The organism is Cupriavidus sp. GW822-FHT03E04, assembly GCF_058801495.1.
Map to the genome: position 1 here is coordinate 55,578 of NZ_JBXANI010000001.1, position 23,978 is coordinate 79,555.

Annotated in this window: 21 protein-coding genes and 1 pseudogene; 3 read left to right on the top strand and 19 right to left on the bottom strand. The window is 65.6% G+C overall.

Annotated elements, in window-relative coordinates:
- Nucleotides 1-48 precede the first annotated feature (48 nt).
- From AC1RQC_RS00260 to AC1RQC_RS00270, 3 genes are all read right to left on the bottom strand, one after another.
- Nucleotides 49-486, bottom strand: a complete 438-nt coding sequence (locus AC1RQC_RS00260; protein WP_492376306.1) for a YbgC/FadM family acyl-CoA thioesterase — start codon at nt 484-486, stop codon at nt 49-51.
- Between the two features lie 100 nt (nt 487-586).
- Nucleotides 587-1,573, bottom strand: coding sequence for a tripartite tricarboxylate transporter substrate binding protein (locus tag AC1RQC_RS00265; RefSeq protein ID WP_150990354.1), 987 nt, complete (start codon nt 1,571-1,573; stop codon nt 587-589).
- 116 nt (nt 1,574-1,689) lie between these two features.
- The gene (locus AC1RQC_RS00270; RefSeq protein WP_492882356.1) at nt 1,690-2,655 is read right to left on the bottom strand and encodes an alpha/beta hydrolase; all 966 of its coding nucleotides are present in this window, start codon (nt 2,653-2,655) and stop codon (nt 1,690-1,692) included.
- 316 nt (nt 2,656-2,971) lie between these two features.
- Here AC1RQC_RS00270 and gbd point away from each other — a divergent pair, with 316 nt between their 5' ends.
- Both gbd and AC1RQC_RS00280 read left to right on the top strand, forming a co-directional pair.
- On the top strand, nt 2,972-4,120 hold the full coding sequence (gene gbd / locus AC1RQC_RS00275) for a 4-hydroxybutyrate dehydrogenase (protein WP_150990352.1): 1,149 nt from the start codon (nt 2,972-2,974) through the stop codon (nt 4,118-4,120).
- An 80-nt stretch (nt 4,121-4,200) separates the two neighbouring features.
- Complete coding sequence (locus AC1RQC_RS00280; RefSeq protein WP_043346598.1) at nt 4,201-4,722, top strand: O-acetyl-ADP-ribose deacetylase; 522 nt, start codon at nt 4,201-4,203, stop codon at nt 4,720-4,722.
- A 97-nt stretch (nt 4,723-4,819) separates the two neighbouring features.
- Here the strand turns inward: AC1RQC_RS00280 and AC1RQC_RS00285 are convergent, their stop codons facing one another.
- From AC1RQC_RS00285 to AC1RQC_RS00355, 15 genes and pseudogenes are all read right to left on the bottom strand, one after another.
- Nucleotides 4,820-5,530 (bottom strand): aspartate/glutamate racemase family protein, encoded by a 711-nt coding sequence (locus AC1RQC_RS00285; RefSeq protein WP_492812613.1) that lies wholly within the window; start codon nt 5,528-5,530, stop codon nt 4,820-4,822.
- A gap of 141 nt (nt 5,531-5,671) precedes the next feature.
- Entirely contained in the window at nt 5,672-6,592 is a 921-nt protein-coding gene (locus AC1RQC_RS00290) for an alpha/beta fold hydrolase (RefSeq protein ID WP_416048660.1), read from the bottom strand.
- A gap of 72 nt (nt 6,593-6,664) precedes the next feature.
- A complete protein-coding gene (locus AC1RQC_RS00295) occupies nt 6,665-7,567 on the bottom strand; it encodes an SDR family oxidoreductase (RefSeq protein ID WP_492882250.1) in 903 nt (300 codons plus the stop codon).
- Between the two features lie 55 nt (nt 7,568-7,622).
- Nucleotides 7,623-8,558, bottom strand: a complete 936-nt coding sequence (locus AC1RQC_RS00300; protein WP_492376310.1) for a glutathione S-transferase family protein — start codon at nt 8,556-8,558, stop codon at nt 7,623-7,625.
- A 182-nt stretch (nt 8,559-8,740) separates the two neighbouring features.
- The gene (locus tag AC1RQC_RS00305) at nt 8,741-9,562 is read right to left on the bottom strand and encodes an SDR family oxidoreductase (protein ID WP_150990339.1); all 822 of its coding nucleotides are present in this window, start codon (nt 9,560-9,562) and stop codon (nt 8,741-8,743) included.
- Between the two features lie 4 nt (nt 9,563-9,566).
- A complete protein-coding gene (locus tag AC1RQC_RS00310) occupies nt 9,567-10,421 on the bottom strand; it encodes a class II aldolase/adducin family protein (protein ID WP_492376311.1) in 855 nt (284 codons plus the stop codon).
- A 239-nt stretch (nt 10,422-10,660) separates the two neighbouring features.
- Nucleotides 10,661-11,671, bottom strand: a complete 1,011-nt coding sequence (locus tag AC1RQC_RS00315; protein ID WP_492374578.1) for an NADP-dependent oxidoreductase — start codon at nt 11,669-11,671, stop codon at nt 10,661-10,663.
- Nucleotides 11,672-11,768: 97 nt separating this feature from the next.
- Complete coding sequence (locus tag AC1RQC_RS00320) at nt 11,769-13,145, bottom strand: serine hydrolase domain-containing protein (RefSeq protein ID WP_492882251.1); 1,377 nt, start codon at nt 13,143-13,145, stop codon at nt 11,769-11,771.
- 94 nt (nt 13,146-13,239) lie between these two features.
- Nucleotides 13,240-13,683: a PaaI family thioesterase gene (locus AC1RQC_RS00325; RefSeq protein WP_174426385.1), complete on the bottom strand. Its 444-nt coding sequence runs from the start codon at nt 13,681-13,683 to the stop codon at nt 13,240-13,242.
- A 92-nt stretch (nt 13,684-13,775) separates the two neighbouring features.
- Nucleotides 13,776-14,558: an SDR family oxidoreductase gene (locus AC1RQC_RS00330; protein ID WP_492374576.1), complete on the bottom strand. Its 783-nt coding sequence runs from the start codon at nt 14,556-14,558 to the stop codon at nt 13,776-13,778.
- Between the two features lie 71 nt (nt 14,559-14,629).
- On the bottom strand, nt 14,630-16,480 hold the full coding sequence (locus AC1RQC_RS00335; protein ID WP_492812624.1) for an acyl-CoA dehydrogenase: 1,851 nt from the start codon (nt 16,478-16,480) through the stop codon (nt 14,630-14,632).
- 218 nt (nt 16,481-16,698) lie between these two features.
- Nucleotides 16,699-16,839: pseudogene (locus AC1RQC_RS00340) on the bottom strand (phenylacetic acid degradation protein); the annotation flags it as partial.
- 35 nt (nt 16,840-16,874) lie between these two features.
- Nucleotides 16,875-18,053 (bottom strand): acetyl-CoA C-acyltransferase, encoded by a 1,179-nt coding sequence (locus AC1RQC_RS00345; protein ID WP_492374573.1) that lies wholly within the window; start codon nt 18,051-18,053, stop codon nt 16,875-16,877.
- Between the two features lie 128 nt (nt 18,054-18,181).
- Nucleotides 18,182-18,817 carry a bifunctional nicotinamidase/pyrazinamidase gene (gene pncA, locus AC1RQC_RS00350; RefSeq protein WP_492812626.1) on the bottom strand — a complete coding sequence of 212 codons (636 nt, stop codon included), beginning with the start codon at nt 18,815-18,817 and terminating at the stop codon, nt 18,182-18,184.
- Between the two features lie 91 nt (nt 18,818-18,908).
- Nucleotides 18,909-20,990, bottom strand: a complete 2,082-nt coding sequence (locus AC1RQC_RS00355; RefSeq protein ID WP_174426390.1) for a 3-hydroxyacyl-CoA dehydrogenase NAD-binding domain-containing protein — start codon at nt 20,988-20,990, stop codon at nt 18,909-18,911.
- Between the two features lie 494 nt (nt 20,991-21,484).
- On the opposite strand from AC1RQC_RS00355, the gene AC1RQC_RS00360 reads away from it, so the two are divergent.
- Complete coding sequence (locus AC1RQC_RS00360; RefSeq protein ID WP_492374571.1) at nt 21,485-23,029, top strand: amino acid permease; 1,545 nt, start codon at nt 21,485-21,487, stop codon at nt 23,027-23,029.
- Here the strand turns inward: AC1RQC_RS00360 and AC1RQC_RS00365 are convergent.
- The gene (locus tag AC1RQC_RS00365; RefSeq protein ID WP_492882252.1) at nt 22,930-23,970 is read right to left on the bottom strand and encodes a threo-3-hydroxy-L-aspartate ammonia-lyase; all 1,041 of its coding nucleotides are present in this window, start codon (nt 23,968-23,970) and stop codon (nt 22,930-22,932) included. The two genes, AC1RQC_RS00360 and AC1RQC_RS00365, sit on opposite strands and share 100 nt — an antisense overlap.
- Nucleotides 23,971-23,978: the final 8 nt, after the last annotated feature.

Here is a 23,978-nt window from a genome sequence, read left to right on the forward strand (position 1 = left end):
GCACGCAGGCCAACGCTGCCACACCTGAAACCACGAAAGCCGGACAGATCAAGCGTCCGGCTTCACCATTTCATACGCCGTGATCGTTTCCCGCACCGGTCCCGGAATCGGCGCCGACTTCTGCGTAGCGGGATCCGCGCAGACATAGACGATCTCGCCCGTGACGAGGTGCTCGTCGCCGCGGTACATCTCCACGCGGAACAACATGCTGGAGCGGCCCAGGCGCGCAATCCGCCCCCGGATCTCCAGCATGTCGTCAAAGCGCGCGGACGCGTGATACTCCAGCGTGGACTTCACCACGAAGATATCCACGCCGTGCGCGTGCAGCACATCCTCCGGATACCGGATCCCAACCGCCCGCCAGTACTCCGTCACGCAGATATCGCAGTAGGTCAGGTAATGCGCGTTGAACACGATCGATTGCGGATCCACTTCGGCCCAACGCACGCGCAGCGGCATGCTGTGACGGAAATCTTCCTTCGCCATGTCAGCGTCCCTCCTTGATTGCCAGCCAGATATCGGCCTGATATGAAAACGGCGCCGGCCCCGGACAGGGCGGCGCCGGCATAAAGCGGCTAAGTCACGCTTATTGCGGCTTGTTCAGCCCCAGCTTGTCAATGATGGCCTTCTCTTTCTTGACCGTATCGGCGGCGAAGTGCGCGTATTGCTCGCTGCTCATGTAGAACGGCTCCATGTCGAACTTGGCCAGCGCATCGCGGTAGTTCTGCATTTCCATGGCCTTCTTGAAGCCGTCGTGCAGCTTCTTGACGATCTTCGGATCGGTGCCCTTGGGTGCCACCACGCCGAACGGCGAGGTCTGCACGATGCCCAGGCCCAGCTCCTTCAACGTCGGCACATTGGGGAAGCGCGCCGAGCGCTTCTCGCCCCAGGTCGACAGCAGGCGCAGCTTGCCGGACTCCACGTACGGTGCCCAGGCCGGGGTGTCCGCCACCGACATCACGTGCCCGCCCAGCAGGGCCTGCATCGATTCCGAGTTGCCCTTGTACGGAATATGCGAGAACTGCACGTTCTGCTTCATGGCCAGCTCTTCCATGGTCAGGTGCAGCGTGGTCATCGAGCCCGGCGAGCCGTAGGTCAGGCGGCCCGGGTTGGCCTTGGCGTAGGCGATGTAGTCCTGCATGGTCTTGATCGGCGAATCCACCGGCACAACCAGGCCAAACGAGTAGCCGGCCAGGTTGATCACGTACGACAAGTCCTTGACCGGATCCCAGTTGATCTTGGTGGTGTACGGCAGGCGGTAGACCGGCATGGCCACCTGCGCCAGCGTGTAGCCGTCCGGCTGGGTCGATTGCATCAGCTGGGCGGGCAATACCCCGCCGGCGCCAGGCTTGTTCTCGATGATCACCGGCTGGCCGAGGATCTTGGAAGCGTTTTCCGCCAGCACGCGGAACGGCAGGTCGGTGGAACCGCCCGCGGTATAGCCGATGATCAGGCGAATCGGCCGTTGCGGGAAATTGTCCGCCTGCGCCAGGGCCGGCGCGCTGGCCAGCCCCAGGGTAGCCGCGGTGGCGGCGAGCGCGCCCGCATGGGCGAGGAAATGGCGGCGTTGCATGGGTCTGTGTCTCCTTTTGCTACTGCTACAAGTAATGCACTACACGTAAAGCCAATGAAACCGGGGGTTCTGCGACCGCTTCGATCTGGCTGCCGGCCCGTGCCGGCAAGTCCCGCTCAGCCGTCGAAGGCAGCGCGCAAGGCGGCGACCGCGTCGCCATGCGCGCCGGCCACCGCCGGGACAAAGCGCCCCAGCTTGAAAAAATCGTGGATCATGCCTTGGTAGTCGGCCAATTGCGCCGGCACGCCCGCGGCGCGCAGCTTGGCCGCGTAGGCCACGCCTTCGTCGTGCAGCGGGTCGTAGCCCGCCACGGCGATCCAGGCCGGGCAGCAACCGCGCACGTCGGCACCCGTGCCACCACCGTCCAGCGGGGCAAAACGCCAGTCGTCGCGGCTGGTTTCGCTGTCCAGGTATTGCGAGAAAAACCACTGGATCATCGGCGCGGTCAGCAGATAGCCCTCGGCCAGCGCGCGATGCGAAGGCGTGTCCTGGCGGGCGCAGGTGCCGGGATAGATCAGCATCTGCAGGACAGGCTCCAGGCCCAGATCCCGCGCGTGCACGGCGCAGGCGCTGGCCAGGGTGCCGCCCGCGCTGTCGCCGCCCAGGGCGATACGGCCGGCATCGGCGCCCAGGCGCGCGGCCTCGGCGAACACCCACGCCATGACATCGAACGCATCGTTCGCCGCATGAGGAAACTTCCACTGCGGGCCAAGCCGGTAGTCCACCGACAGCACCATGCAATCCGCCTGCATGCACAGCAGCCGGCTCAAGGGATCGTGCGAGTTGACGCTGCCCACCGTGAAGCCGCCGCCATGGAAGTACACCAGCAAGGGCAACGGCTCGGCCCAGTTGGCCTCGCGCGGCGCATACAGCCGCACCGGGATGTCGTAGCCATCGCGCGCGGCTACCGTCAGGTTTTCCACGCTGTGCACGGCCAGCGGCGCGATATCCATGATGGGCGCGCTCTTTTCGTAGGCGGTCTTGGCGTCGGCCGGGTCCAGTTCATGGATGGACGGACGCTTCACGCGCCCGATCAGCTCCAGCAACGCCGCCACCTGCGGGTCCAGCGGCACCGTCGGCATGCCGGGCAAGGCAGGCACAGGCTGGGCGGGCGCAGCGGTGGAATCAGGCGGGACAGCGGACATGGACACTCAGAATCAGTAGCAACGAACCTTCGGCAGCAGCCGAATCCCCAGTGGCGTCAGCGCCGCTGGCGTTCGAATTGTGAACGATCGTTCGATTTTAGTATGATTCCAGATGTTTCTGCAGCAAAGCATATGAAATTTCCCTGGGGCTGGTCAGGGCGGCAGGTTTTGCGCGATCATCGACCATCGTCAGAAAAGCCAGAAGTCAGAAGCCAGAAGAAATAGAAAACCCTCATCGACGGAGACAGCATAGATGGCCTTCATTTATTACCTGACCCACATCCACCTGGATTTCGGCACCATCAGCCAGCTCAAGGCAGAGTGCGAGCGCATCGGCATCCGGCGCCCGCTGGTCGTCACCGACAAAGGCGTGGTTGCCGCCGGTGTGGCCCAGCAGGCCGTCGTGGCCCTGGGCGGCCTGCCGCACGAGATTTTCGACGAAACCCCCTCCAACCCGACCGAAGCCATGGTCAAGAAGGCCGCGGCGCAGTATCGGGATAGCGGCTGCGATGGGCTGATCGCGGTCGGCGGCGGCTCCTCCATCGACCTGGCCAAGGGCATCGCCATCCTCGCCACCCATCCCGGCGAGCTGACCACCTACGCCACCATCGAAGGCGGCAGCGCCAGGATCACCGAGCGCGCCGCGCCGCTGATCGCCGTGCCGACCACCTCGGGCACCGGCAGCGAGGTGGCGCGCGGTGCCATCATCATCCTGGAAGACGGCCGCAAGCTCGGCTTCCACTCGTGGCACCTGTTGCCGAAATCCGCCATCTGTGACCCGGGCCTCACGCTCGGCCTGCCGGCCGGCCTGACCGCCGCCACCGGCATGGATGCCATCGCGCATTGTGTGGAAACCTTCCTGGCGCCAGCCTTCAACCCGCCCGCCGACGGCATCGCCCTGGACGGCCTGGAGCGCGGCTGGAAGCATATCGAACGCGCCACCCGCGACGGCCAGGACCGCGACGCGCGCCTGAACATGATGAGCGCCTCCATGCAGGGCGCCATGGCCTTCCAGAAGGGACTGGGCTGCGTGCACTCGCTATCGCACCCGCTTGGCGGCCTCAAGGTGGACGGCAAGACCGGCCTGCACCACGGCACCCTGAATGCGGTGGTGATGCCAGCGGTGCTGCGCTTCAACGCCGACGCGCCCAGCGTGGTGCGCGACAACCGCTACGCCCGCCTGCGCCATGCCATGGGCCTGCCCCAGGACGCCGACCTGGCCCAGGCCGTGCACGACATGACCGCGCGCCTCGGGCTGCCCACTGGTCTGCGCCAGATGGGGGTCACCGAAGACATGTTCGACAAGGTGATCGCCGGCGCACTGGTCGACCATTGCCACAAGACCAACCCGAAAGAGGCCAGCGCCGCGGATTATCGGCGTATGCTGGCGGAATCCATGTAAGTGCCGCGGCGGGCCGGCAGCACAGGTGCGCGGAACAGCCGGGGCGATCCAGCTTTACCACCCAGCACGGAGAAGAGGTCATGACAGGGGAACACCTGCAGGTCTTGCACGGAGACATCACCCGCATGGAAGTCGACGCCATCGTCAATGCCGCCAATAGCGGCTTGCTCGGTGGCGGCGGTGTCGACGGCGCCATCCACGGCGCTGGCGGTCCCGCCATCATGGCCGCCTGTCGCGGCATTCGCGAAACCAAGGGCGGCTGCCCCACCGGCCAGGCGGTGATCACCACCGGTGGCCTGCTGCCCGCGCCTTACGTCATCCACGCGGTCGGCCCGGTCTGGCAAGGGGGCGACCACGGCGAAGACGCCCTCCTTGCCAGCGCCTACCAGGCCAGCATCGCGCTAGCCGCGCAGCACAAGCTGCGCACCATCGCCTTTCCCAATATCAGCACCGGCATCTACGGTTTCCCGCGCGAGCGCGCCGTGGACATTGCCATCGAGGCGGTACGCAAGGCCCTGGTGGCCGCACCCACCATCGAGCAGGTCAGTTTTGTCTGCTTTGATGACGAGAATTACCGGTTGTATCGGCACAGGTTGAGCTAAATGGCTGACGGGAAATCGGCATTCTCCTGCGATTTCCCGTTTTGCTGTCTTCCTCGCTGTCCCTGCCCTCGCTCCGGGAGTTCTTCTCACTCCTGGGCTAATTCGCCACCACCACCCCCTCCAACGCCAGCCCCACCGCGGCCTGCGCATGCAAAGCCGTGGTATCGAACACCGGCAGCGCCACATCATCCTGCCCGATCAGCAGCGCGATCTCGGTGCAGCCCAGAATCACCCCGCCCACGCCCTGCGCCTGCAAGCCGCCGATAATCCGCCGGTACACATCGCGCGAGGCGTCGCGCACGATGCCGTGGCATAGCTCGTCGTAGATGATCCCGTGGACCAGCGCGCGGTCGGCGGCGTCGGGGACCACGACTTCGATGCCGTGCTTGTCCTGCATGCGGCCGCGATAGAAGTCCTGCTCCATGGTGAAGGCCGTGCCAAGCAAGCCCACGCGCCGGATGCCGGCCGCGCGCAATGCTTGCGCGGTGGGATCGACGATATGGAGAAAGGGGATGTCGAGCGCGGCTTCCAGGACAGGGGCCACGCGGTGCATGGTGTTGGTGCAGAGCAGCACGAAATCCGCGCCGGCGGCCTGTACCTGCAGGGCGGCTTGCCGCATGGCTTCGCCGAGTTCGTCCCAGCGTTGCGCGTGCTGCAGTGCCTTGATCTGCTCGAAGCTGACCGTGACCATGACGCTGCGCGCGTTATGGTGGCCGCCGAGACGTTGTTTCATGTCCTGGTTGATCAGGCGATAGTACTCGGCTGAGGATTCCCAGCTCATGCCGCCGATCAGTCCGATCGTCTTCATCTTGACCTTCCTTGCGCACCGGCGCCGTCGAATCAGGTCAATGTAGCAGCAGGCGCCACCCCGCCCCATGCACAGTGCGGCGGTTTCCGACCGGGCCGGCGCAGGCGCGCATGCCTGACGCGGCCTGGCATGCACAACAAATCAGGGCAAAGCGCTCCGGATCAACAGGTTGATGCGCTCCGGCTGCTCGTGGATGACCCAGTGGGTGCCATCCGGAATGCGCTCCAGCCGCATGTCCGGGATGAACTTGTCCAGGCCATCCAGCAGGCTCTTGGGCAGCGCGGTGTCGCGCTCGCCCCAGACCACCAGCGTCGGCACGCGCACGGTGAAGGCGGCGGGATCGAGCCTGGAGATATCGGGAGGCGTCTCGCCAGGGCCCGGCGGATGCATGGGCGACGCGCGGTAATAGTTCACACCGCCGGTCAGCGAGTGAGAGCCGCCGGCGCCGGGCTGCGACCAGGCCGCGTGGTATTTCTCGCGGGTCTCGCCGGTAAACCAGGGCGCGGGCTGCTTGCCCTGCCCATTCAGGAAGCCCTCGAGCTTGGCGAAGCCGTCCGCCGCCAGCGCTTGTTCCGATCCCGGCTCGCGCAGCCAGTTCATATAGGCCGAGGCGGCTTGCTGCTGGGGATCGCTGGTCAGCGCCTTGGCAAACACATAGGGATGCGGCGAATTGATGATGACCAGCCGCTCCACCATCTGCGGAAACTGGATGGCCAGGTTCCAGCAGATTGCCCCGCCCCAGTCGTGCGCCACCACCACGCAATGCGAGTAGCCCAGCGCGTTGATGAACTGGACCAGGTCCTCGACGATGTGGCGGGGACGGTAGGCCTCGACTTCCGCGGGCTTGCTTGAGAGGTTGAAGCCGCGCAGGTCCGGCGCCACCGCGAAGTGGGTCTTGCCGAACTCGGCCAGCTGGGCTTCCCACTCGTACCAGAACTCGGGAAAGCCATGCACGAACAGCACCAGCGGCTTGCCGCGCTCGCCGGCGCTGGCGTAGTGCAGGCGCGTGCCATTGGGCAAGGTGGCGTACTGCAGATGGCGAATGACTGCAGGTTTGGTCATGTATTCCTCCCTTGCCGCAATGGCTGTCTCTGGTGGACTTGCTGCTGGCCGCACCTGGCGGCTCCCCCTCGGTTATCCGCGCAAGGCGGCGATGAGCCCGGCGCGCACTTCCGGCTTGTCGGCGAACGGGTCGCTTGGGTTGCGTTGGCTAATGATATCTTCGAAGCGCTGCCGCACGGGATCCAGTTGCTGCGGATGCGAGTAAATATAGAAGCCGTTGTCGCGGATGGCATCGAAGGTGAGTTGCGCCACTTCAGCGGCCGTGACCTTGCCCGAACTGACCGCTTTGTCCGACATGGCTTGCGACACCAGTTGCGAGCGCGTAGGCGGAGCGTCATTGGCCAGCCCGGCCGGCCGGTTGCGGCCCGATTGCGTGATGCCGGTCGGCACGAAATACGGGCACAGCACCGAGCAGCGCACCTGCTCGCTGACCAGGCTGAGATCCTGGTACAGCGATTCGGACAGGGAAACCACGGCATGCTTGGAGACGTTGTAGACGCCCATCGCGGGCGGGCTGAGCAAGCCGGCCATGGAGGCCGTATTGACGATATGGCCTTCGAACGACGGGTCCTTGGCCGCGGCCGCGAGCATCAGCGGGGTAAAGATGCGCACACCGTGGATCACGCCAAAGAGGTTGACGCCCAGCACCCACTCCCAGTCGCGCTCGGTGTTTTCCCACATCAGGCCGCCCGCGCCCACGCCGGCGTTGTTGAACAGCAGGTTGACCTGGCCAAAGGTGGCGATGGCGGCATCGGCCAGCGCCTGCACCTGCTCGGCCTTGGACACATCCACGCGCACGCCGATCACCGGCACGCCTTGCGCCTTGAATTCCGCCACGGCGCCATCCAGTGCGTCCTCCTGCACGTCGGCCAGCACCAGCTTCATGCCGAGTCCCGCACCCAGCTTGGCGAATTCCTTGCCGAAGCCCGATGCACCACCGGTGATCACTGCCACCTTGCCCTGGAATTGCTTCATGTTGTCTGCCTCTCGTTTGCTGTCGTTGTTATGGGGTTGCCTTGCCGCGCGGGTCTTAGCCCGCGTGCTGCACTTGATAGCCTTGGCGCGGGAAATGCACGTTGACCGCGCCCGCACGCGGGTCCTGGCGGCGCAATGTGGCACGGTGGGCGTCCAGCGCCACCAGCACGCCGGCCACGGGATCGCGCGCGTAATCCGTTGGCGTCACGGTGACCGCGTCGCCCGCTTCGAAGCCGCTGCCGGCAGCCACCCCGCCAGGCAACGCGGCCGGATCGGCGTGCCGTGCCACTTCCAGCGCCGACTCCGCGCTGACCACCCGCACCGTGCCATGGCCAAAGGCCTTCATGCGCGCATACCAGGCTTGCACCGCCGGATACGCATCCAGCAGCTTGGCCAGCTCGCTGGCGCGCTGGATGAACCAGATATTGTGGTACAGCGAAAAATCCGCCACCGACAGCTCGGCCCCGGCCACATGCGCCACGCCCGCCTTGAATTGCTGCTCGAGCCGCCCGAAGGTTTCATGCAGCATGGCGATGGCCTCGGGCAACGGCATGCGCAGCGCATTGGTCTCGCCACGCATGGCCTTGCGATCGGCCGAGAAAGCCTGCATTTGCGCCGGCGTGAGATGGCCCAGCATGCTTTGCGCGCCAGCCGGCTGGAACAGGTAGGTGACGGCGGCGGTAAACAGCGCGGTATCGATCCAGCCAGCGACCAGGCGCGTGGTGGCCGCTTGCGCGGCGGGATAGAGCGGGCGCGCGGGCGCCGCGCTGTCGATCACCTCGCAGATCAACGCGGTGTCGCAATAGATGTCGGCCCCGACCTGCAGGATCGGGGTGCGGCGGTAGCCGCCGGTCAGCGCCACCACGTCCGGCTTTGGCATGATGGGCGGGATTTCCACCGCTTGCCACGCCAGGCCCTTCGCGCCCATCAGCAGGCGGATCTTCTCGGAGAACGGCGACGTTGCATACTGGTGAAGGATAAGGTCTGCCATGGTGTCGGAATCGCTTGTGTTGCCAGTCTGAAGCCAATCTATCGCCAATCTATAGCCAGATTAAACTCAGCCTGAAATTTCTCTTATGCCTGCTGCCGGTGCGTCGGGCGGATGCCGCCACGGGTATCAGCAAGGCGCGTGCCTGCTATTGCTCGATTTCCTCTGTCGCGCTGTCAACCGCACTACCGCCCCGTTTGCTTCAGCGCCTTGAGCGCCATGTTCTCGACCAGGCGCGGCGCCAGCAGCTTAAGCCACAGCCCGAGCCGGCCCTTGCCGGTCATCACCAGTTCGCGCTTGCGCGCGGCCATGGCCGCCAGCATCTGGCGCGCGCATTCCTGCGCGCTCATGGCCCCCTCCTCGCGCAGCCGGCTCTCGCCCAGTGGGCGGCCGTCTGGGCCGAAGCCATTGATGCGCGTATCGGTCGCCACCACGCCGGGGAACACCACGCACACATCCACGCCAGACCCGCGCAGCTCGGCCCGCAGCGCCTCGCAGAATCCCGCCAGTGCGAACTTGCTGGCCGAGTAGGCGGTACGGCCCGGCACGCCGATCTTGCCGGCCAGGCTGGACACCGCCACCATCAGGCCGCCGCGCTCGCGCAGGTGCGGCAGCGCCTCGCGCGTGCACCACATGGCGCCGAAGTAGTTCACGCGCATGACCTGCTCGTAGTAGCTGTAGTCCGATACCTGTTCGAAGTAGCCGTGGGCGGACACGCCGGCATTGTTGACCAGCACGTCGAGCCCGCCATACTGCGCCACCACCGTGGCCACCAGCCGCCGGCAGTCGAACTCGTCGGACACGTCGACGCGCCACACGCCGACGTCGGCGGCCGGGTGCTGGCGGCGGATGCGCTCCGCCAGCGCCTGCAGCATGTCGACACGGCGCGCCGCCAGCGCAAGCCGCGCACCCTGCTGCGCCAGCAGCAGGGCCAGTTCGGCGCCAATGCCGTCGGACGCGCCGGTGATCAGCACGACCTTGCCAGTGAATGGAGCAAAGGCGGCCATGACTTCAATCCAGCAGGTCGGGCTGTTCCTTGACGATGCGGGCGTACAGCGGCTGGAACTGGAACCAGCCCGCCTGCGCGGTGCCGACGATCGAGTACGCCTGGCGCGCCGCGGCGTCGGAGATCACCTTCAGCGGCGCATTGGTGCGCGCGGCGGCGGCCTCGGCCAGCAACTGCACCTGGCATGAGCGCTCCATGGTGATGAACCACCAGGCAGCTTCGTCCACCGTCTTGCCCACCGTCAGCAAGCCATGGTTCTGCAGGATCGCGGCCTTGTTGCTGCCCAGCGCGTTGGCGATGCGCTGGCCTTCGTCCAACTCCACCACCACGCCGCCGAAATCGTCGTAGAGGGCATGATCGTTGTAGAAGGCGCACACGTCCTGCGTCAGCGGGTCGAGCGTGCGGCCCAGCGTGGACCAGGCGCGGCCATAGGTGCTGTGCGAGTGCGCGGCGGCGACCGCGTCTTCACGGGTCTGGTGCACGCGCGAGTGGATGGCGAAGGCCGCGGCGTTGACCGGGTAATCACCTTCGACCACGTCGCCATGGTGATCGCAGCGGATCAGGTTGGACACCTTGACCTGGCTGAAATGCACGCCGAACGGGTTGACCCAGAACGTATCCGGAAACTCGGGATCGCGCGCGGTGATGTGGCCGGCCACGCCTTCGTCGAAGCCGAACTTGGAAAACAAACGGAAGGCCGCGGCCAGCCGCTGCTTGCGGTGCAGGCGCTCCTCCGCCGGTGTATCGAACTTCGGCGGGCGCGGCAGTACGCGGTACTTGGCCTTGACCGCTTCGGACAGGCCGGCGGCCATTTCGTCCTGGTCGGCCTGGGGCCTGGTGCTTTCTGCAGGGGCGTTCATGGGGAATCTCCTTGTTCGTAGTTGGTTTGCCCCCCTCTCCCGCGTGCGGGAGGGGTCGGGGGAGAGGGCGGGCGCTCGTTACGCCTGCGTGCCGGACAACACCACGGGCTTCGCTTCAAGTGGCTCCTAGCTAAGCCACCCCTCTCCCCGGCCCTCTCCCCCTGAGGGGAGAGGGAGAGACAGCCGTCGTCATGGCGCGCGGCTCTGGCCCGCTCGGCGGCTTCGGTGCATGCCTCTGGTTAAACCAGCTTGACCAGTTGCTTGCCGAAATTCTTGCCCTTGAGCAGGCCCATGAACGCTTCCGGCGCGCTCGCCAGGCCTTGCGCAATGCTCTCGCGGAACTTGAGCTTGCCTTGCGCCACCGCGGTGCCGAGCTCTTGCAGCGCTTGCGGCCACACGTCCATGTGCTCGGACACGATGAAGCCTTCCACGGTCAGGCGCGACACCAGGATCAGCTGCGGGTTCTTCAGCGGCATCGGCTGGCCATCGTAGCCAGCGATCATGCCGCAGATGGCGATGCGGCCAAAGGCGTTCATGCGGGCCAGCACGGTGTCGAGGATCTCGCCGCCGACGTTCTCGAAGTAGCCATCCACGCCATCCGGGGTGGCTTCCTTGAACATCGTGTACAGCGCCTTGCTGTCCTTGGCCGCCTTGTAGTCAACGCAGGCATCGAAGCCGAGTTCATTGACCACGTAGTCGCACTTGTCCTTGCCGCCGGCAAAGCCGACCACGCGGCAGCCCTGGAGCTTGGCCAGCTGGCCCACCACGCTGCCGACCGCGCCGGAGGCCGCGCTCACCACGATGGTCTTGCCGGCCTTCGGCTGGATGATCTTGTTCAAGCCATACCAGGCCGTGACGCCGGGCATGCCGACCGAGCCGAGGTAGGCCGACAGCGGAATATGGGTGGTATCGACCTTCTGGATGCCGATGCCATTGGTGACGCCCATTTCCTGCCAGCCGAACATGCCGACCACCTTGTCGCCGACTGCGTACTTGGGGTTCTTCGTCGCCACGATCTCGCCAACCGTGCCGCCGATCATCACGTCGCCCAGCGGCTGCGGGGTGGCGTACGACTTGCCCTCGTTCATGCGGCCGCGCATATACGGATCGAGCGACAGGAAATGATTGCGGACCAGCACCTCGCCTTCGCCGATCTCGGGCACAGGCACCTCTTCCAGGCGGAAGTTGTCAGGGGTCACGGCGCCGGTGGGACGCGATGCCAGGACGATGCGCTTGTAGGTGTTCGACATGATGGCTTCCTTACAGTGAAATGGACAAGGACACTCGCCCTTTGCCGTTCGTTGTGGGTCGTTGCCGGCTAGCTGGTCAGCTTGCCGGCTTGTTTGGTTATTTCATCAATGACAGCGCCAGTGCCCGATACGCGCGATGCGTGACGGGGTCGTTGGCGCCGTTGGCCGCGATGGGATGCGAGGCGTAGCGCACGATGGTGAGTTCCGCCTTGGGATCGACGTAAATACGCTGGCCGTGGATGCCACGTGCCTCGAACACGCCGTGGTCGTCGTTCGAGACCCACCACATCGAACGGTAGCTCCAGCCGGGCAAGGTGGCATAGCCAGCCTTGGCAAACTTGGCGGGATCGCCGCCGCGGCGGATGTCCGCCACCACTTCGGCCGGGATAACCTGCTGGCCATTGAAGCGGCCGCCGTTGCGCATGGTCTCGCCAAAGCGGGCCAGGTCGCGCAGCGTGGTATTCAGGCCGCCGCCACCGGACTCGCTGCCGATGCTGTCCACCATGAAGTAGGCATCGTTCTCCGCGCCCATTTTTTGCCAGACGCGCTCGGAAAGCAGCTTGGCCAGCGACTGCCCGGACACGCGCTTGACGATCCAGGCCAGGACTTCGGCATTGACGGTCTTGTAGGCGAAGGCCTGGTCATGCTCGCCTTCCTTCTTCAAGGTGGCCAGGAATTCGTAGAACGTCTTGGGTCCGGCATAGCCGGGCTCGCGCGGCATCATGCCGCCGGCGCGGCTGTAGTCCCAGATCTCGGCCTTGGGCTCGGCATAGTTTTCGGAATACTTGACGCCCACCGTCATGTCCATGACTTCGCGCACAGTCGCATCGCCGTAGGCGGTGCCCGCCATCTCCGGCAGGTAGCGCGTAACGGGCGCGGCGGGATCCAGCTTGCCGTCCGCCACCAGGATGGCGGCCAGCGTGCCGACGAAGGACTTGGTGACCGACATGGCGATGTGCGGCGTATGGTCGTCCAGCGCGCCGAAGTACTTCTCGTAGACGACCCGGCCCTTGTGCATCACCAGGATGCCGTCGGTATAGGTCAGGCCGAGCATGTCGCTGAACGTGCGGCGGGTGCCGTCGGCATCGGTGAACGGCACGCCACCGATATCGCGCTCGGCACGCGGCAGTGCCGAAACCGGGCCGCGCCCGTGCCAGACCGAGGCTGTCGGGACCAGTTCGCGGATATGCGAAAAGCTCCAGCGCGTGCGCGGGAAGCCGTTGCTGGCAGGAGTGAAGCTGATGACCTTGGCGGCTGCGGGAGGAAAGCCCTGCATCCAGCCCGCCGCAACGGGATCGGTGGCGGCCGCGTCCGGGAACACTGGCGCGGCAGGTGCCGCAACCGGCGCGCCGGCCGAAGGAACAGGTGCATTCTGGGCTTGGCCCGGCTGATACATGGCAAGGGCTCCTGCGCCGAAGGCGGCGAGCACGGTCAGTTTCAATCGCCGCGTGGCGGCAATCCGTTCAAACAGCATCTTGTCTCCATTTTTGTTTTACAGCTGCTGCGCGCCGCCGGCTCTGGTGACCCTGCCGGTCTTGTAGCTAATATCCCCTCTCTGCCCCGCGGCCTCAGCCGTCCGCGCCGGTATCCGAAGCGCCGCTTGCCGCCCGCTGCGGCGGCACGCGCTTGACGAACTTGAACGTGCCCGACCCGCGCGACACGGTCTTGCCATCGGCGTCGACGATCTCCGCCTCGCAAAAGGCCATGGTGCTGGTACGGTGCACGCACTGGCCGCGCGCGATGAGCTTGCCGCGGCCAGGCGCCATGAAACTGGTCTTCATCTCGATGGTGACCACCCCGCGGCCATCGGGATCGGCGGCGCGGCCGGCGATGGCCATGGCCACGTCGAGCAGCGTCATCAGCACGCCGCCATGGGCCATATCCCAGCTGTTCTGGTGACGCGTTTCCAGCGCCAGTTCGATCTCGCTGCCCTCCTTGTCCATGCGGGTGCATTGCACGCCGAGATCGGCAAGGAAGGGAATCTTGAGGGGAAATCCGTTGGTTTTAGTCATAGTTGCTAGTGTGGCGAAGACGGTACGGCTGGCCGGCTGGCGAGGCGAAAAAGCCCCGCCCTGCATGAGCCAACCGCATTGGAGCATGGACTTTATACCGCGCTCACGCCGCCATCCACCGCCAGCACCTGGCCGGTGATGTGCTTGCCGGCGGCGCTGGCGAACAGCAGCGCCGCGCCCTTCAGGTCTTCGTCGTCGCCCAGCCGGTGCAGCGGCACCGACGCGCACATGGCATCCACCCCAAGGCGGTCCAGCGAGCCCTGCGTCATCTTGGAGGGGAAGAAGCCCGGCGCCAGCGCGTTCACCGTGATGTTGTGCTCGCCCCACTCGGCCGCCAGCGTGCGGGTAAAGTTCACCACCGCGCCCTTGGAGGTGTTGTAGGCAATGGTTTCCATCGATCCCGGCGGGTTGCCCGCCAGGCCGGCGATGGAGGCCACGTTGATGATGCGGCCATAGCGGCGCGGAATCATCGACAGCTTGCCGATGCGCTGCGACAGCAGGAACACGCCGCGGATATTCAGGTTCATCACCTTGTCCCAGGCTTCCACCGGGTGATCTTCGGCAGGCGCGCCCCAGGTGGCGCCGGCATTGTTGACCAGGATGTCGATATGGCCCAGCTTGGCCAGTGCCTCGTCGGCCAGGCGCACGATATCCGCATCGCGCGCGCCGTCGGCGGCGATCCACTCGGCATCGATGCCAAGCGCCTTGAGGTGGGCTTGCGCCGCTTGCAGCTCATCGGCCTTGCGCGCCGACAGCACGATGCGCGCGCCCTGCTCGCCAAGCGCTTCGGCAATCTGCAGGCCAAGCCCGCGCGAGCCGCCGGTGATCAGTGCCGTCTTGCCCTTCAGGTCGAACAATTGCTGGATGGTGTTCATGGTGTCTCCCGATTTGGTTTGGCGCGCGCGCAGATCGATGCGCGCGCTCGTTCATCTTGCTTGGATGCCGCTCAGAACCAGGCGTCCTGCATGTCCAGCGTGGTGCGGTCCAGCGAGGCCAGCAGGTCTAGCTGCGGGCCCACCTTGGGCAACTCCCAGCGGAAGAAGTACGCCGCCGCCGCCAGCTTGCCGCGATAGAAGTCCTGGTCTTCCTGGCCCTTGGCTCCCGCCAGTGCGGCCTGCGCCACCAGTTCCTGCTCCAGCCACGTCCACGACAGCACGACATGGCCGAAGGCTTCCAGGTAGACCGAGGCGTTGGCCAGCGTCACCGTGGCGTCGCCCGCCGCCCACAACGCCTGCGTGACTTGCGCCACGCGCTTGACGGCGGCGCCCAGCGCCTTGGCGTGGCTGCCCAGCGCGGCATCGCCGCTGGCCAGGGCGCGGCCGATGGTGGCCTGGATCTCTTCGCCCAGCACTTTGAAGGCCGCGCCGTCCTTCATCACCACCTTGCGGCCCAGCAGGTCCAGGCCCTGGATGCCGTGCGTGCCTTCATGGATCGGGTTGAGGCGGTTGTCGCGGTAGAACTGCTCGACGTTGTACTCGCGGGTGTAGCCGTAGCCGCCATGCACCTGGATGGCCAGGTTGTTGGCTTCCAGGCACCACTGCGACGGCCAGCTCTTGGCGATCGGCGTGAGGATATCGAGCAGCAGTGCCAGGCGTTCATGCTCGGCACCCTGCGCAGCACGCTCCTGGTCCACCAGTTGCGCGCAATACAGGTTGAGCGCCAGCCCGCCTTCCACATAGCTCTTCTGCGCCAGCAGCATGCGGCGGATATCCGCGTGCTCCACCAGCCGCACCTGCGGGCTGGCCGGATCCTTGCCGCCGGGGCCGATCGGGCGGCCTTGCGGGCGGTTGCGCGCGTAATCGACCGAATGCAGGTAGCCGGTATAGCCCAGCATGACCGCGCCCAGGCCCACGCCGATGCGGGCCTCGTTCATCATATGGAACATGCAGGCCAGGCCCTTGTGGGCCTCGCCCACCAGGTAACCAATGGCCCCCGCCTTGCCGCCCGGTTTGTACTTCATGCCTTCGCCGAAGTTCAGCAGGCAGTTGGTGGTGCCGCGATAGCCCATCTTGTGGTTCAGGCCGGCCAGCACCACGTCGTTGTGCTCGCCCAGGCTGCCGTCGGCGTTGACCAGGTATTTCGGCACGATGAACAACGAGATGCCCTTCACGCCCGGGATCAGCTTGCCGTCCGGGCCGGGGATCTTGGCCAGCACGAGGTGGACGATATTGTCGGAGAGCTCATGCTCGCCGGCAGAAATCCACATCTTGTTGCCGCGCAGGCGGTATTGCTGGCCGAGCGGCGATTCGCCCTCGTAGTCGGCGCGCGTGGTGATGTCCGACAGCGACGAGCCCGCCTGCGGCTCGGACAGGCACATGGTGCCGAAGAAGCGGCCTTCCATCTCCGGCTTGACGAAGGTCTCCACCTGCGCCGGCGTGCCGTGCGTGAGCAGCAGGTTGGCGTTGCCGATGGTCAGGAAGGGATAGGAGCTGGTGCCGACGTTGGCGCCCTTGAAGTAGGCAAAGCCGGCCTTCTCCACCACCACGGGCAGTTGCATGCCGCCGATGTCGTAGTCCTGCCCGGCGGCCATCAGGCCGGCCTCGCAGAAGGCCTTTAGCGCGGTCTTGACCTCGGGGATGATGCTGACGGTCTCACCGTCGAAATGCGGCTCTTGCTGGTCGTTCTTCTTGTTATGTGGCGCGAACAGGTCGGCGGCGATCTTCTCGCAGGTATCGAGCGCGGCGTCGAAGGTCTCGCGGGAATGGTCGGCGTAGCGCGGAATACGGGTCAGCCCCTCGACCTTGAGCCATTCGTACAGCACGAAGTTCAGGTCACGGCGGGAAAGGATCAGCGACATGGCAGGAAACGGCTCCCAGACTGAAAGGGAAAATCAAAGATGCGCGACCCGTCGGCGGCGGCATCAACTGCAAGCCTCGCGGCGGGGATCATCGCTGTCTCCACAACGGCGCGCTCTCATGGCGCACCGCAAATTCTGTATCTCTAAACGGCGCGGGGAAAGAAAAAGGCGCTCGCGCGCCCGTCTCTTTCCCGCCGTGCCTAGCTGCCTTCGCCCAGGCGGGCGATCAGCGTGTCGCCGATCGCCGGGCGCAGGTAGTTGATCTTGTACTCGGAGGTCACCACCGGCGCGTCCAGCTCGGCGCCGACCAGCACCGGGAAGGGCTGGCTGACCAGCACCTCCCGGCCACGGGCCAGCATCGGGTCGGCCGGATCGCGCACGGTAACGTGCCGCCTCAGAAGACTTCGAACAGGCCGGCAGCACCCTGGCCGCCGCCGATGCACATGGTCACCACCACGTACTTCGCGCCACGGCGCTTGCCTTCGATCAGCGCATGGCCGACCAGGCGGGCGCCCGACACACCATAGGGATGGCCCACCGCGATGGCGCCGCCATTGACGTTCAGGCGGTCCATGGGGATGCCCAGGGTGTCGGCGCAGTACAGCACCTGCACGGCGAAGGCTTCGTTGAGCTCCCACAGGCCGATGTCGGCAACCGTCAGGCCGGCCTTCTTCAGCAGCTTGGGCACCGCGAACACCGGGCCGATGCCCATTTCGTCAGGCTCGCAGCCGGCCACGGCAAAGCCGCGGAACGCGCCCAGCGGCTGCAGGCCGCGGGCCTCGGCCACCTTCGAATCCATGACCACGACCGCCGAAGCACCGTCGGAGAACTGCGATGCATTGCCTGCCGAGACCACGCCGCCGGGCATGGCGGTGCGGATCTTCGACACGGCTTCCAGCGTGGTATCGCCGCGGATGCCTTCGTCGGCCGAGACCGTGACTTCCTTGGTCATCAGCTGGCCGGTCGCCTTGTCGGCCACGCCCGCGAGCACCGTGATCGGCACGATTTCGTCGTTGAACTTGCCGGCTTCCAGGGCCGCGAACGCGCGCTGCTGGCTGCGCACGCCGTACTCGTCCTGGCGCTCGCGCGAGATGTTGTAGCGCTTGGCCACGTTCTCGGCAGTTTGCAGCATGTTCCAGTAGATTTCCGGCTTGTTCTTGGTTAGCCAGCTTTCCTGGATCATGTGGCGGTTCATTTCCTGCTGCACGCAGGAGATGCTCTCCACGCCACCGGCCACGAAGATGTCGCCTTCATCGGCAATCACGCGTTGCGCGGCCATGGCGATGGTTTGCAGGCCGGACGAGCAGAAACGGTTCACGGTGGCGCCGGGCACGGTAACCGGGCAGCCCGCGCGCAGCGCGATCTGGCGCGCGATATTGGCGCCAGTGGCCCCTTCCGGGTTGGCACAGCCCATCAGCACGTCTTCCACTTCGCCGGCGTCGATCTTGGCGCGCGCAATGGCGTGCTGGACCGCATGGCCGCCCAGGGTCGCGCCGTGGGTCATGTTGAAAGCACCCTTCCAGCTTTTGGCCAGGCCGGTACGTGCGGTGGAAACGATGACTGCCTCTTTCATGTCTTGCTCCTCGGTATCTCTGGTATCTGGTGACCTGCGGCGTGCGTTCACGTCCGGCAGTGTCATGCAATATGTCGTTGGCTGGGTTCAGCCGCGTCAGCTCGGGTTGGCTTGGCGATTCTTCGGTTTCAGGACAGCAGCGCAGCCGATTGCACGCGTCGCACGCCCGCGGCTTCCAGGTCTTGCCACGCACGCGCCAGCGACCCGTCGAGGTCGATGGCGCGGCAGGCATCCTCGACCACGACGGCCTCGAACCCCGCCGCGCGGGCATCCAGCGCGCTCCAGGCAACGCAGTAATCCGTTGCCAGTCCCACGCAAAACACCCGGCGCACGCCACGCTCGCGCAGATAGCCCGCGAGCCCCGTCGGGGTGGCGCGGTCGGCCTCCATGAAGGCCGAGTAGCTATCCACCTCGCGGTGATGGCCCTTGCGGATCACCATCTGCGCGTGCTGCACTTCCAGCCCGGCATGCAGCGCCGCGCCGTAGGTGCCCTGCACGCAATGCGTGGGCCACAGGACTTGCTGGCCATAGGGCAACGCCACGGTCTGGAACGGCTGCGTGCCGGCATGGTTGGCGGCAAACGAAACGTGATCGGCGGGATGCCAGTCCTGGGTCAGCACCACTCGCGCAAACGCCGTCGCGAGGCGGTTGATCACGGGGACGACTTCATTGCCATGCGCCACGGCAAGCGCGCCGCCCGGCATGAAGTCGTTCTGCACGTCGATGACCAGCAGGCAATCTTCGGGGCCGTATTGCTTGGCCATGCCGCTACTCCTCGCTTGGTGACCGGTTTGCGATCAGTGATGAGAACCCCGCGCGGCCTGACTGCGCCGCGCGAAATCGCCTTGGCTATGCTTAGCCGTTGAAGCCCTTGCCTTCGCCAGCCAACTTGACCAGCAGCGGGGCTGCTTGCCAGGCTTCGCCGTGGTAGCCCTTGGCATAACGCGCCATCGACTGCGCCACATTGAACAGGCCAACCTGGTCCGCGTACAGCATCGGGCCACCGCGGAACAGCGGGAAACCGTAGCCGGTCAGGTAGACCATGTCGATATCCGAGGCCTTGGAGGCAATGCCTTCTTCCAGTATCTTGGCGCCTTCGTTGACCAGCGCGAACACCAGGCGCTCGACGATTTCCTCATCGGAGATCTTGCGGCGGGTGATGCCCAGGTCCTTGGAATGCTGCACGATCATGTCGTTGACCTGCTGGTTCGGGTACGGCTTGCGGTCGCCCGCCTTGTAGTCGTACCAGCCCGCGCCTGTCTTCTGGCCATAGCGACCCAGTTCGCACAGCAGGTCGGCGGTCTTGGAGTACTGGATTTCCGGCTTGTCGATCGCGCGGCGCTTGCGGATCGCCCAGCCGATGTCGTTGCCGGCCAGGTCGCCCATGCGGAACGGGCCCATGGCAAAGCCGAACTTCTCGATGGCCTTGTCCACCTGCTCCGGCAGCGCGCCTTCGTCCAGCAGGTAGCCAGCCTGGCGGCTGTACTGCTCGATCATGCGGTTGCCGATAAAGCCGTCGCACACGCCCGATACCACGGCGGTCTTCTTGATCTTCTTGGCGACCTGCATGACGGTTGCCAGCACGTCCTTGCCCGTCTTTTCGCCGCGCACCACTTCCAGCAGCTTCATCACGTTGGCCGGGCTGAAGAAGTGCATGCCGACCACGTCTTGCGGACGTTTGGTGAAGGAGGCGATCTTGTTGACGTCCAGCGTGGAGGTGTTCGAAGCCAGGATCGCGCCCTGCTTCATCACTTCATCCAGCTTCTTGAAGACGATCTCCTTGACGCCCATTTCCTCGAACACGGCCTCGATGACCATGTCCGCGTCCTTGATCTCGTCATAGGACAGCGTGGTGGTCAGCAGGCCCATGCGCTGCTCGACCTTCTCTTGCGTGAGCTTGCCCTTCTTGGCGCTGTTTTCGTAATTCTTGCGGATCGTGGCCACGCCGCGGTCCAGCGCTTCCTGCTTGGTTTCCAGCATGATCACCGGCACGCCGGCGTTCAGGAAGTTCATGGTGATGCCGCCGCCCATGGTGCCGGCGCCGATCACGGCGACCTTCTCGATCTTGCGGGTTGCGGTGCCTTCCGGCACGTCAGGAATCTTGCTGGCGGCGCGTTCGCCAAAGAAGGCGTGACGCAGCGCGCGCGATTCCGGCGTGGTGATCAGGTACATGAAGCCCTCGCGCTCGGCCTTCAGGCCAGCTTCGAACGGCTTGAGCGAGGCGGCCACGGCATCCACGCACTTCAGCGGCGCCGGGAAGTTCTTGGCAACGGCTGCCACGGTATTGCGCGAGAAAGCGATAAAGCCTTCCGCGTTCTCGTGCTTGACCTTCAGGTCGCGCACCTTGGGATACGGGCCGGGGTTGGCCGCCGCCGTCTTGGCAAACGCCACGGCTGCGGGCAGCACGTCACCGTCGACGATCTCGTCGAACAGCTTGGTGCCGGCGAATTTTTCGCTGGGGATGGCGTTGCCCGACACGATCATGTTCAGGGCGGCTTCCAGGCCGATCACGCGCGGCAGGCGCTGCGTGCCGCCAGCGCCGGGCAGCAGGCCCAGCTTCACTTCCGGCAGGGCGATCTGCGCGCCCTTCGAAGCCACACGGTAGTTACAGCCCAGCGCCAGTTCCAGGCCACCGCCCATGGCGACGGAATGGATCGCCGCCACGACGGGCTTGCTAGATCCTTCCACGACCTTGATCACCGAGTGCAGCGTCGGCTCCTGGGTGGCCTTGGGCGTATTGAATTCACGGATGTCGGCGCCACCCGAGAAGGCTTTGCCGGCGCCGGTAATGACGATGGCCTTGACGGCCGCATCGTCCAGCGCACGGGTCATGCCTTCGACGATGCCAAGCCGGGTGCTGAGACCCAGGCCATTGACGGGGGGATTGTCGAGCGTGATGACGGCGACGCCGTCCTGAACCTGATACTGCGCTGTCATGCTGGTTCCTTTGGTAACTAGAACTAGAAGGTGTCTCGGGATTCGAATTCTCGAATTATGTTTTTCCGCGGGGCCTAAAACCACCGCCCGGCCACCGGGGAAGCACTGTGCTTGCCCCCCTCGGCCCGTGCCCACCCTATCGCGAGCGGATCAAGCATACACAAAATAGCACGGTCGTTCAATTTCATTTTGGGGCTTCGCTGGCACCACCATGCGCCTCATTCATGGCGGATCGCGCCGGCGTGCATTCAGGCTGCCAAAGGCCACCAAAAAGCTAGGGTAAGCCCGGAGTCTCATGACCCCTACAGCACATTATCCAGTTCCTGAGGATGGCCTCTAGTCACAGTAGGCGACTTTCCTGACATAAACCGCCGCAACCCTCGGATTTACCCGGATAACCCGCTAAACTCGCGCCCTTTGCCCGCTCGGGTGCCCCACAAGGCGTCACCCGCTCCGAAGTCGCGGCCCCGCCCGCCGAAGTTCCAGTGACCCTGATGTCTTCCCAACCTCATCCTCACCAGCACCCCGTCGTCGAGCACGACGACCTGCAGCGCAAACTCAAGGCCCGCCACCTGACCATGATCGCCATCGGCGGCGCGGTCGGCACCGGGCTGTTCGTAGCCTCCGGCGCGTCGATCTCCCAGGCGGGGCCCGGTGGCGCACTGCTGATGTACTGCCTGATCGGGCTGATGGTGTACTGCCTGATGACCAGCCTGGGCGAGCTCGCCGTGCATATGCCGGTGGCCGGCTCTTTCGTCACCTACAGCGCGCTGTACGTAGAAGAAGGCTTTGGCTTCGCGCTCGGCTGGAGTTACTGGTTCAGCCTCGCGGTCACGATTGCCGTGGAGCTGGCGGCGGCTCAACTAGTGATGCAGTACTGGTTTCCGCACGTCTCCGGCGTGGTGTGGAGCGCGGGCTTCCTGCTGCTGATGTTTGGCCTCAATGCCTTCTCGGTACGCGGCTTCGGCGAGGCCGAGTACTGGTTCGCCCTGATCAAGGTGGCCACGATCCTGATCTTCCTGGCTGCCGGCCTGATGATGATCTTCGGCATCATGCAAGGTGGCCCGCAGTCCGGCTGGCACAACTTCACGCTGGGCGATGCCCCCTTCGTTGGCGGCATCCCCGCCATGTTCGGCGTGGCCATGATCGCCGGGTTCTCCTTCCAGGGCACGGAAACGGTCGGTGTGGCCGCCGGCGAAGCCGCCGACCCGGCACGCACCATCCCGCGCGCCATCCGCCAGACCTTCTGGCGCATCTTGCTGTTCTACGTGCTGGCGATCCTGATCATCGGCGTGCTGATCCCCTACACCGACCCCAGCCTGCTGCGCAACGACGTCACCGACATCGGCGTCAGCCCCTTCGCGCTGGTGTTCCGCCACGCCGGCCTGGCCTTCGCCGCTGGCCTGATGAATGCCGTGGTGCTGACCGCCCTGCTCTCCGCCGGCACCTCCAGCATGTACGCCTCCACCCGGATCCTCTACGGGCTGGCGGTCAGCGGGCGGGCGCCGCGCGCGCTGGCGCGGCTCTCCGCCAGCGGCGTGCCCTACGTCGCGCTGTTCGCCACCACCGCCGTCGGCGCCCTGTGCTTTCTCAGCTCGCTGTTTGGCGACAAGGCGGTCTACCTGTGGCTGCTGAACACGTCCGGCATGACTGGCTTTATCGCCTGGCTTGGTATCGCCATCAGCCACTACCGCTTTCGCCGGGGGCTGGTGCACCAGGGCTACAAGCCGTCCGACCTGGCTTACCGCTCGCCGCTCTACCCGTTTGGCCCCATCTTTGCCATCGTGCTGTGCGTGGTGATCGTGCTTGGCCAGAACTACCAGGCCTTCTCCGACGTGCGCGGGCGCTGGCTGGAGATTGTCGGCACCTACATCGGCGTGCCGCTGTTCCTGGTTCTCTGGCTTGGCTATCGGCTGGTCAAGAAGACGCGGCTGATCGACTACGAAGATATGCCGTTCAACTGCAAGCGGGCAGCCGAGGCAGGGCCGGCTGCGGCTTCACTGCCAAGGCACGCGTCCACCGACAGCAATGCCGCATAACGCGCCAGATCCACATTGCCGCCGCTGATGATGATGCCAACACGCTTGCCCTGCAGCGGTAGCCCCGCATAGCGCGCGGCCGCAAGGCCAAGGCAGCCGGTCGGCTCGACCACCAGCTTCATGGCCTGCGCGAACATGCGCATGCATTCAAGCAGCGCATGGTCCGGCACGGCGAGGATGTCGGTCACGCCGCGGCGGATCAGCCCGAACGTCAGCGCGCCAAGATGCTGGGCGCGCGCGCCGTCGGCAATCGTGTCGGGTGGCTCGATATGCACGATGGCGCCACGGCGAAGCGACTGCTGCCCATGATTGCCGGCCTGCGGCTCGACGCCGTACAGCAGGCAACCGGGCGAGAGCTGTTCTTTCACCAGGGCGGCGCCCCCAAGCAGCCCCCCGCCCCCCTGGCAAACGAACAAGGCATCGAGCGGGCCGGTTTCCTCCAGCAATTCGCGCGTGACCGTACCTTGCCCGGCAATGACATCGGCATGGTCGTAGGGCGGGATCAGGGTCATCCCATGTTCTTCCGCCAGGCGCCGCGTGATCGCTTCGCGGTCGTCCACCTGGCGGTCGTACAAGGCCACCTGCGCGCCGCAGGCACGGGTCGCCTCCACCTTGGACGCCGCCGCGTCACGAGGCATCACCACCACCACCGGAATGCCAAGCACCTGCCCGGCAAGCGCAATGCCTTGCGCGTGGTTGCCGCCGGAGAACGCGACCGCGCCGCGGCGGCGCTGCCCGGCATCGAAGCGCGCCAGCGCATTGAAGGCGCCGCGAAACTTGAAGGCGCCGGTACGTTGCAGGTTCTCGCACTTGAAGAACAGCTCGGCGCCGACCCAGGCATCCATCGCGGGCGAACGCAGCACCGGTGTGCGCCACGCGTGCCCGGCCAGCCGGCTCGCGGCGGCCACCACATCGTCATAGGTCGGCAGGGCTGCGTGCATCGGCCGAC

Excerpts from the sequence above, each read along its gene's own strand:
- AC1RQC_RS00345 (WP_492374573.1), bottom strand. The coding sequence starts at position 18,053 with ATGAAAGAGGCAGTCATCGTTTCCACCGCACGTACCGGCCTGGCCAAA.
- AC1RQC_RS00295 (WP_492882250.1), bottom strand. The coding sequence starts at position 7,567 with ATGAAGCAATTCCAGGGCAAGGTGGCAGTGATCACCGGTGGTGCATCG.
- AC1RQC_RS00365 (WP_492882252.1), bottom strand. The coding sequence starts at position 23,970 with ATGCACGCAGCCCTGCCGACCTATGACGATGTGGTGGCCGCCGCGAGC.
- AC1RQC_RS00360 (WP_492374571.1), top strand. The coding sequence starts at position 21,485 with ATGTCTTCCCAACCTCATCCTCACCAGCACCCCGTCGTCGAGCACGAC.
- AC1RQC_RS00285 (WP_492812613.1), bottom strand. The coding sequence starts at position 5,530 with ATGAAGACGATCGGACTGATCGGCGGCATGAGCTGGGAATCCTCAGCC.
- AC1RQC_RS00330 (WP_492374576.1), bottom strand. The coding sequence starts at position 14,558 with ATGAACACCATCCAGCAATTGTTCGACCTGAAGGGCAAGACGGCACTG.
- AC1RQC_RS00280 (WP_043346598.1), top strand. The coding sequence starts at position 4,201 with ATGACAGGGGAACACCTGCAGGTCTTGCACGGAGACATCACCCGCATG.
- AC1RQC_RS00335 (WP_492812624.1), bottom strand. The coding sequence starts at position 16,480 with ATGTCGCTGATCCTTTCCCGCCGTGACCTGAACTTCGTGCTGTACGAA.
- AC1RQC_RS00265 (WP_150990354.1), bottom strand. The coding sequence starts at position 1,573 with ATGCAACGCCGCCATTTCCTCGCCCATGCGGGCGCGCTCGCCGCCACC.
- AC1RQC_RS00310 (WP_492376311.1), bottom strand. The coding sequence starts at position 10,421 with ATGAACGCCCCTGCAGAAAGCACCAGGCCCCAGGCCGACCAGGACGAA.
- AC1RQC_RS00270 (WP_492882356.1), bottom strand. The coding sequence starts at position 2,655 with ATGCCGACGGTGCCGCTGGACCCGCAGGTGGCGGCGTTGCTGGAGCTG.
- AC1RQC_RS00355 (WP_174426390.1), bottom strand. The coding sequence starts at position 20,990 with ATGACAGCGCAGTATCAGGTTCAGGACGGCGTCGCCGTCATCACGCTC.
- AC1RQC_RS00290 (WP_416048660.1), bottom strand. The coding sequence starts at position 6,592 with ATGACCAAACCTGCAGTCATTCGCCATCTGCAGTACGCCACCTTGCCC.
- AC1RQC_RS00320 (WP_492882251.1), bottom strand. The coding sequence starts at position 13,145 with ATGCTGTTTGAACGGATTGCCGCCACGCGGCGATTGAAACTGACCGTG.
- AC1RQC_RS00315 (WP_492374578.1), bottom strand. The coding sequence starts at position 11,671 with ATGTCGAACACCTACAAGCGCATCGTCCTGGCATCGCGTCCCACCGGC.
- gbd (WP_150990352.1), top strand. The coding sequence starts at position 2,972 with ATGGCCTTCATTTATTACCTGACCCACATCCACCTGGATTTCGGCACC.
- AC1RQC_RS00260 (WP_492376306.1), bottom strand. The coding sequence starts at position 486 with ATGGCGAAGGAAGATTTCCGTCACAGCATGCCGCTGCGCGTGCGTTGG.
- AC1RQC_RS00300 (WP_492376310.1), bottom strand. The coding sequence starts at position 8,558 with ATGGCAGACCTTATCCTTCACCAGTATGCAACGTCGCCGTTCTCCGAG.
- AC1RQC_RS00305 (WP_150990339.1), bottom strand. The coding sequence starts at position 9,562 with ATGGCCGCCTTTGCTCCATTCACTGGCAAGGTCGTGCTGATCACCGGC.
- AC1RQC_RS00325 (WP_174426385.1), bottom strand. The coding sequence starts at position 13,683 with ATGACTAAAACCAACGGATTTCCCCTCAAGATTCCCTTCCTTGCCGAT.
- pncA (WP_492812626.1), bottom strand. The coding sequence starts at position 18,817 with ATGGCCAAGCAATACGGCCCCGAAGATTGCCTGCTGGTCATCGACGTG.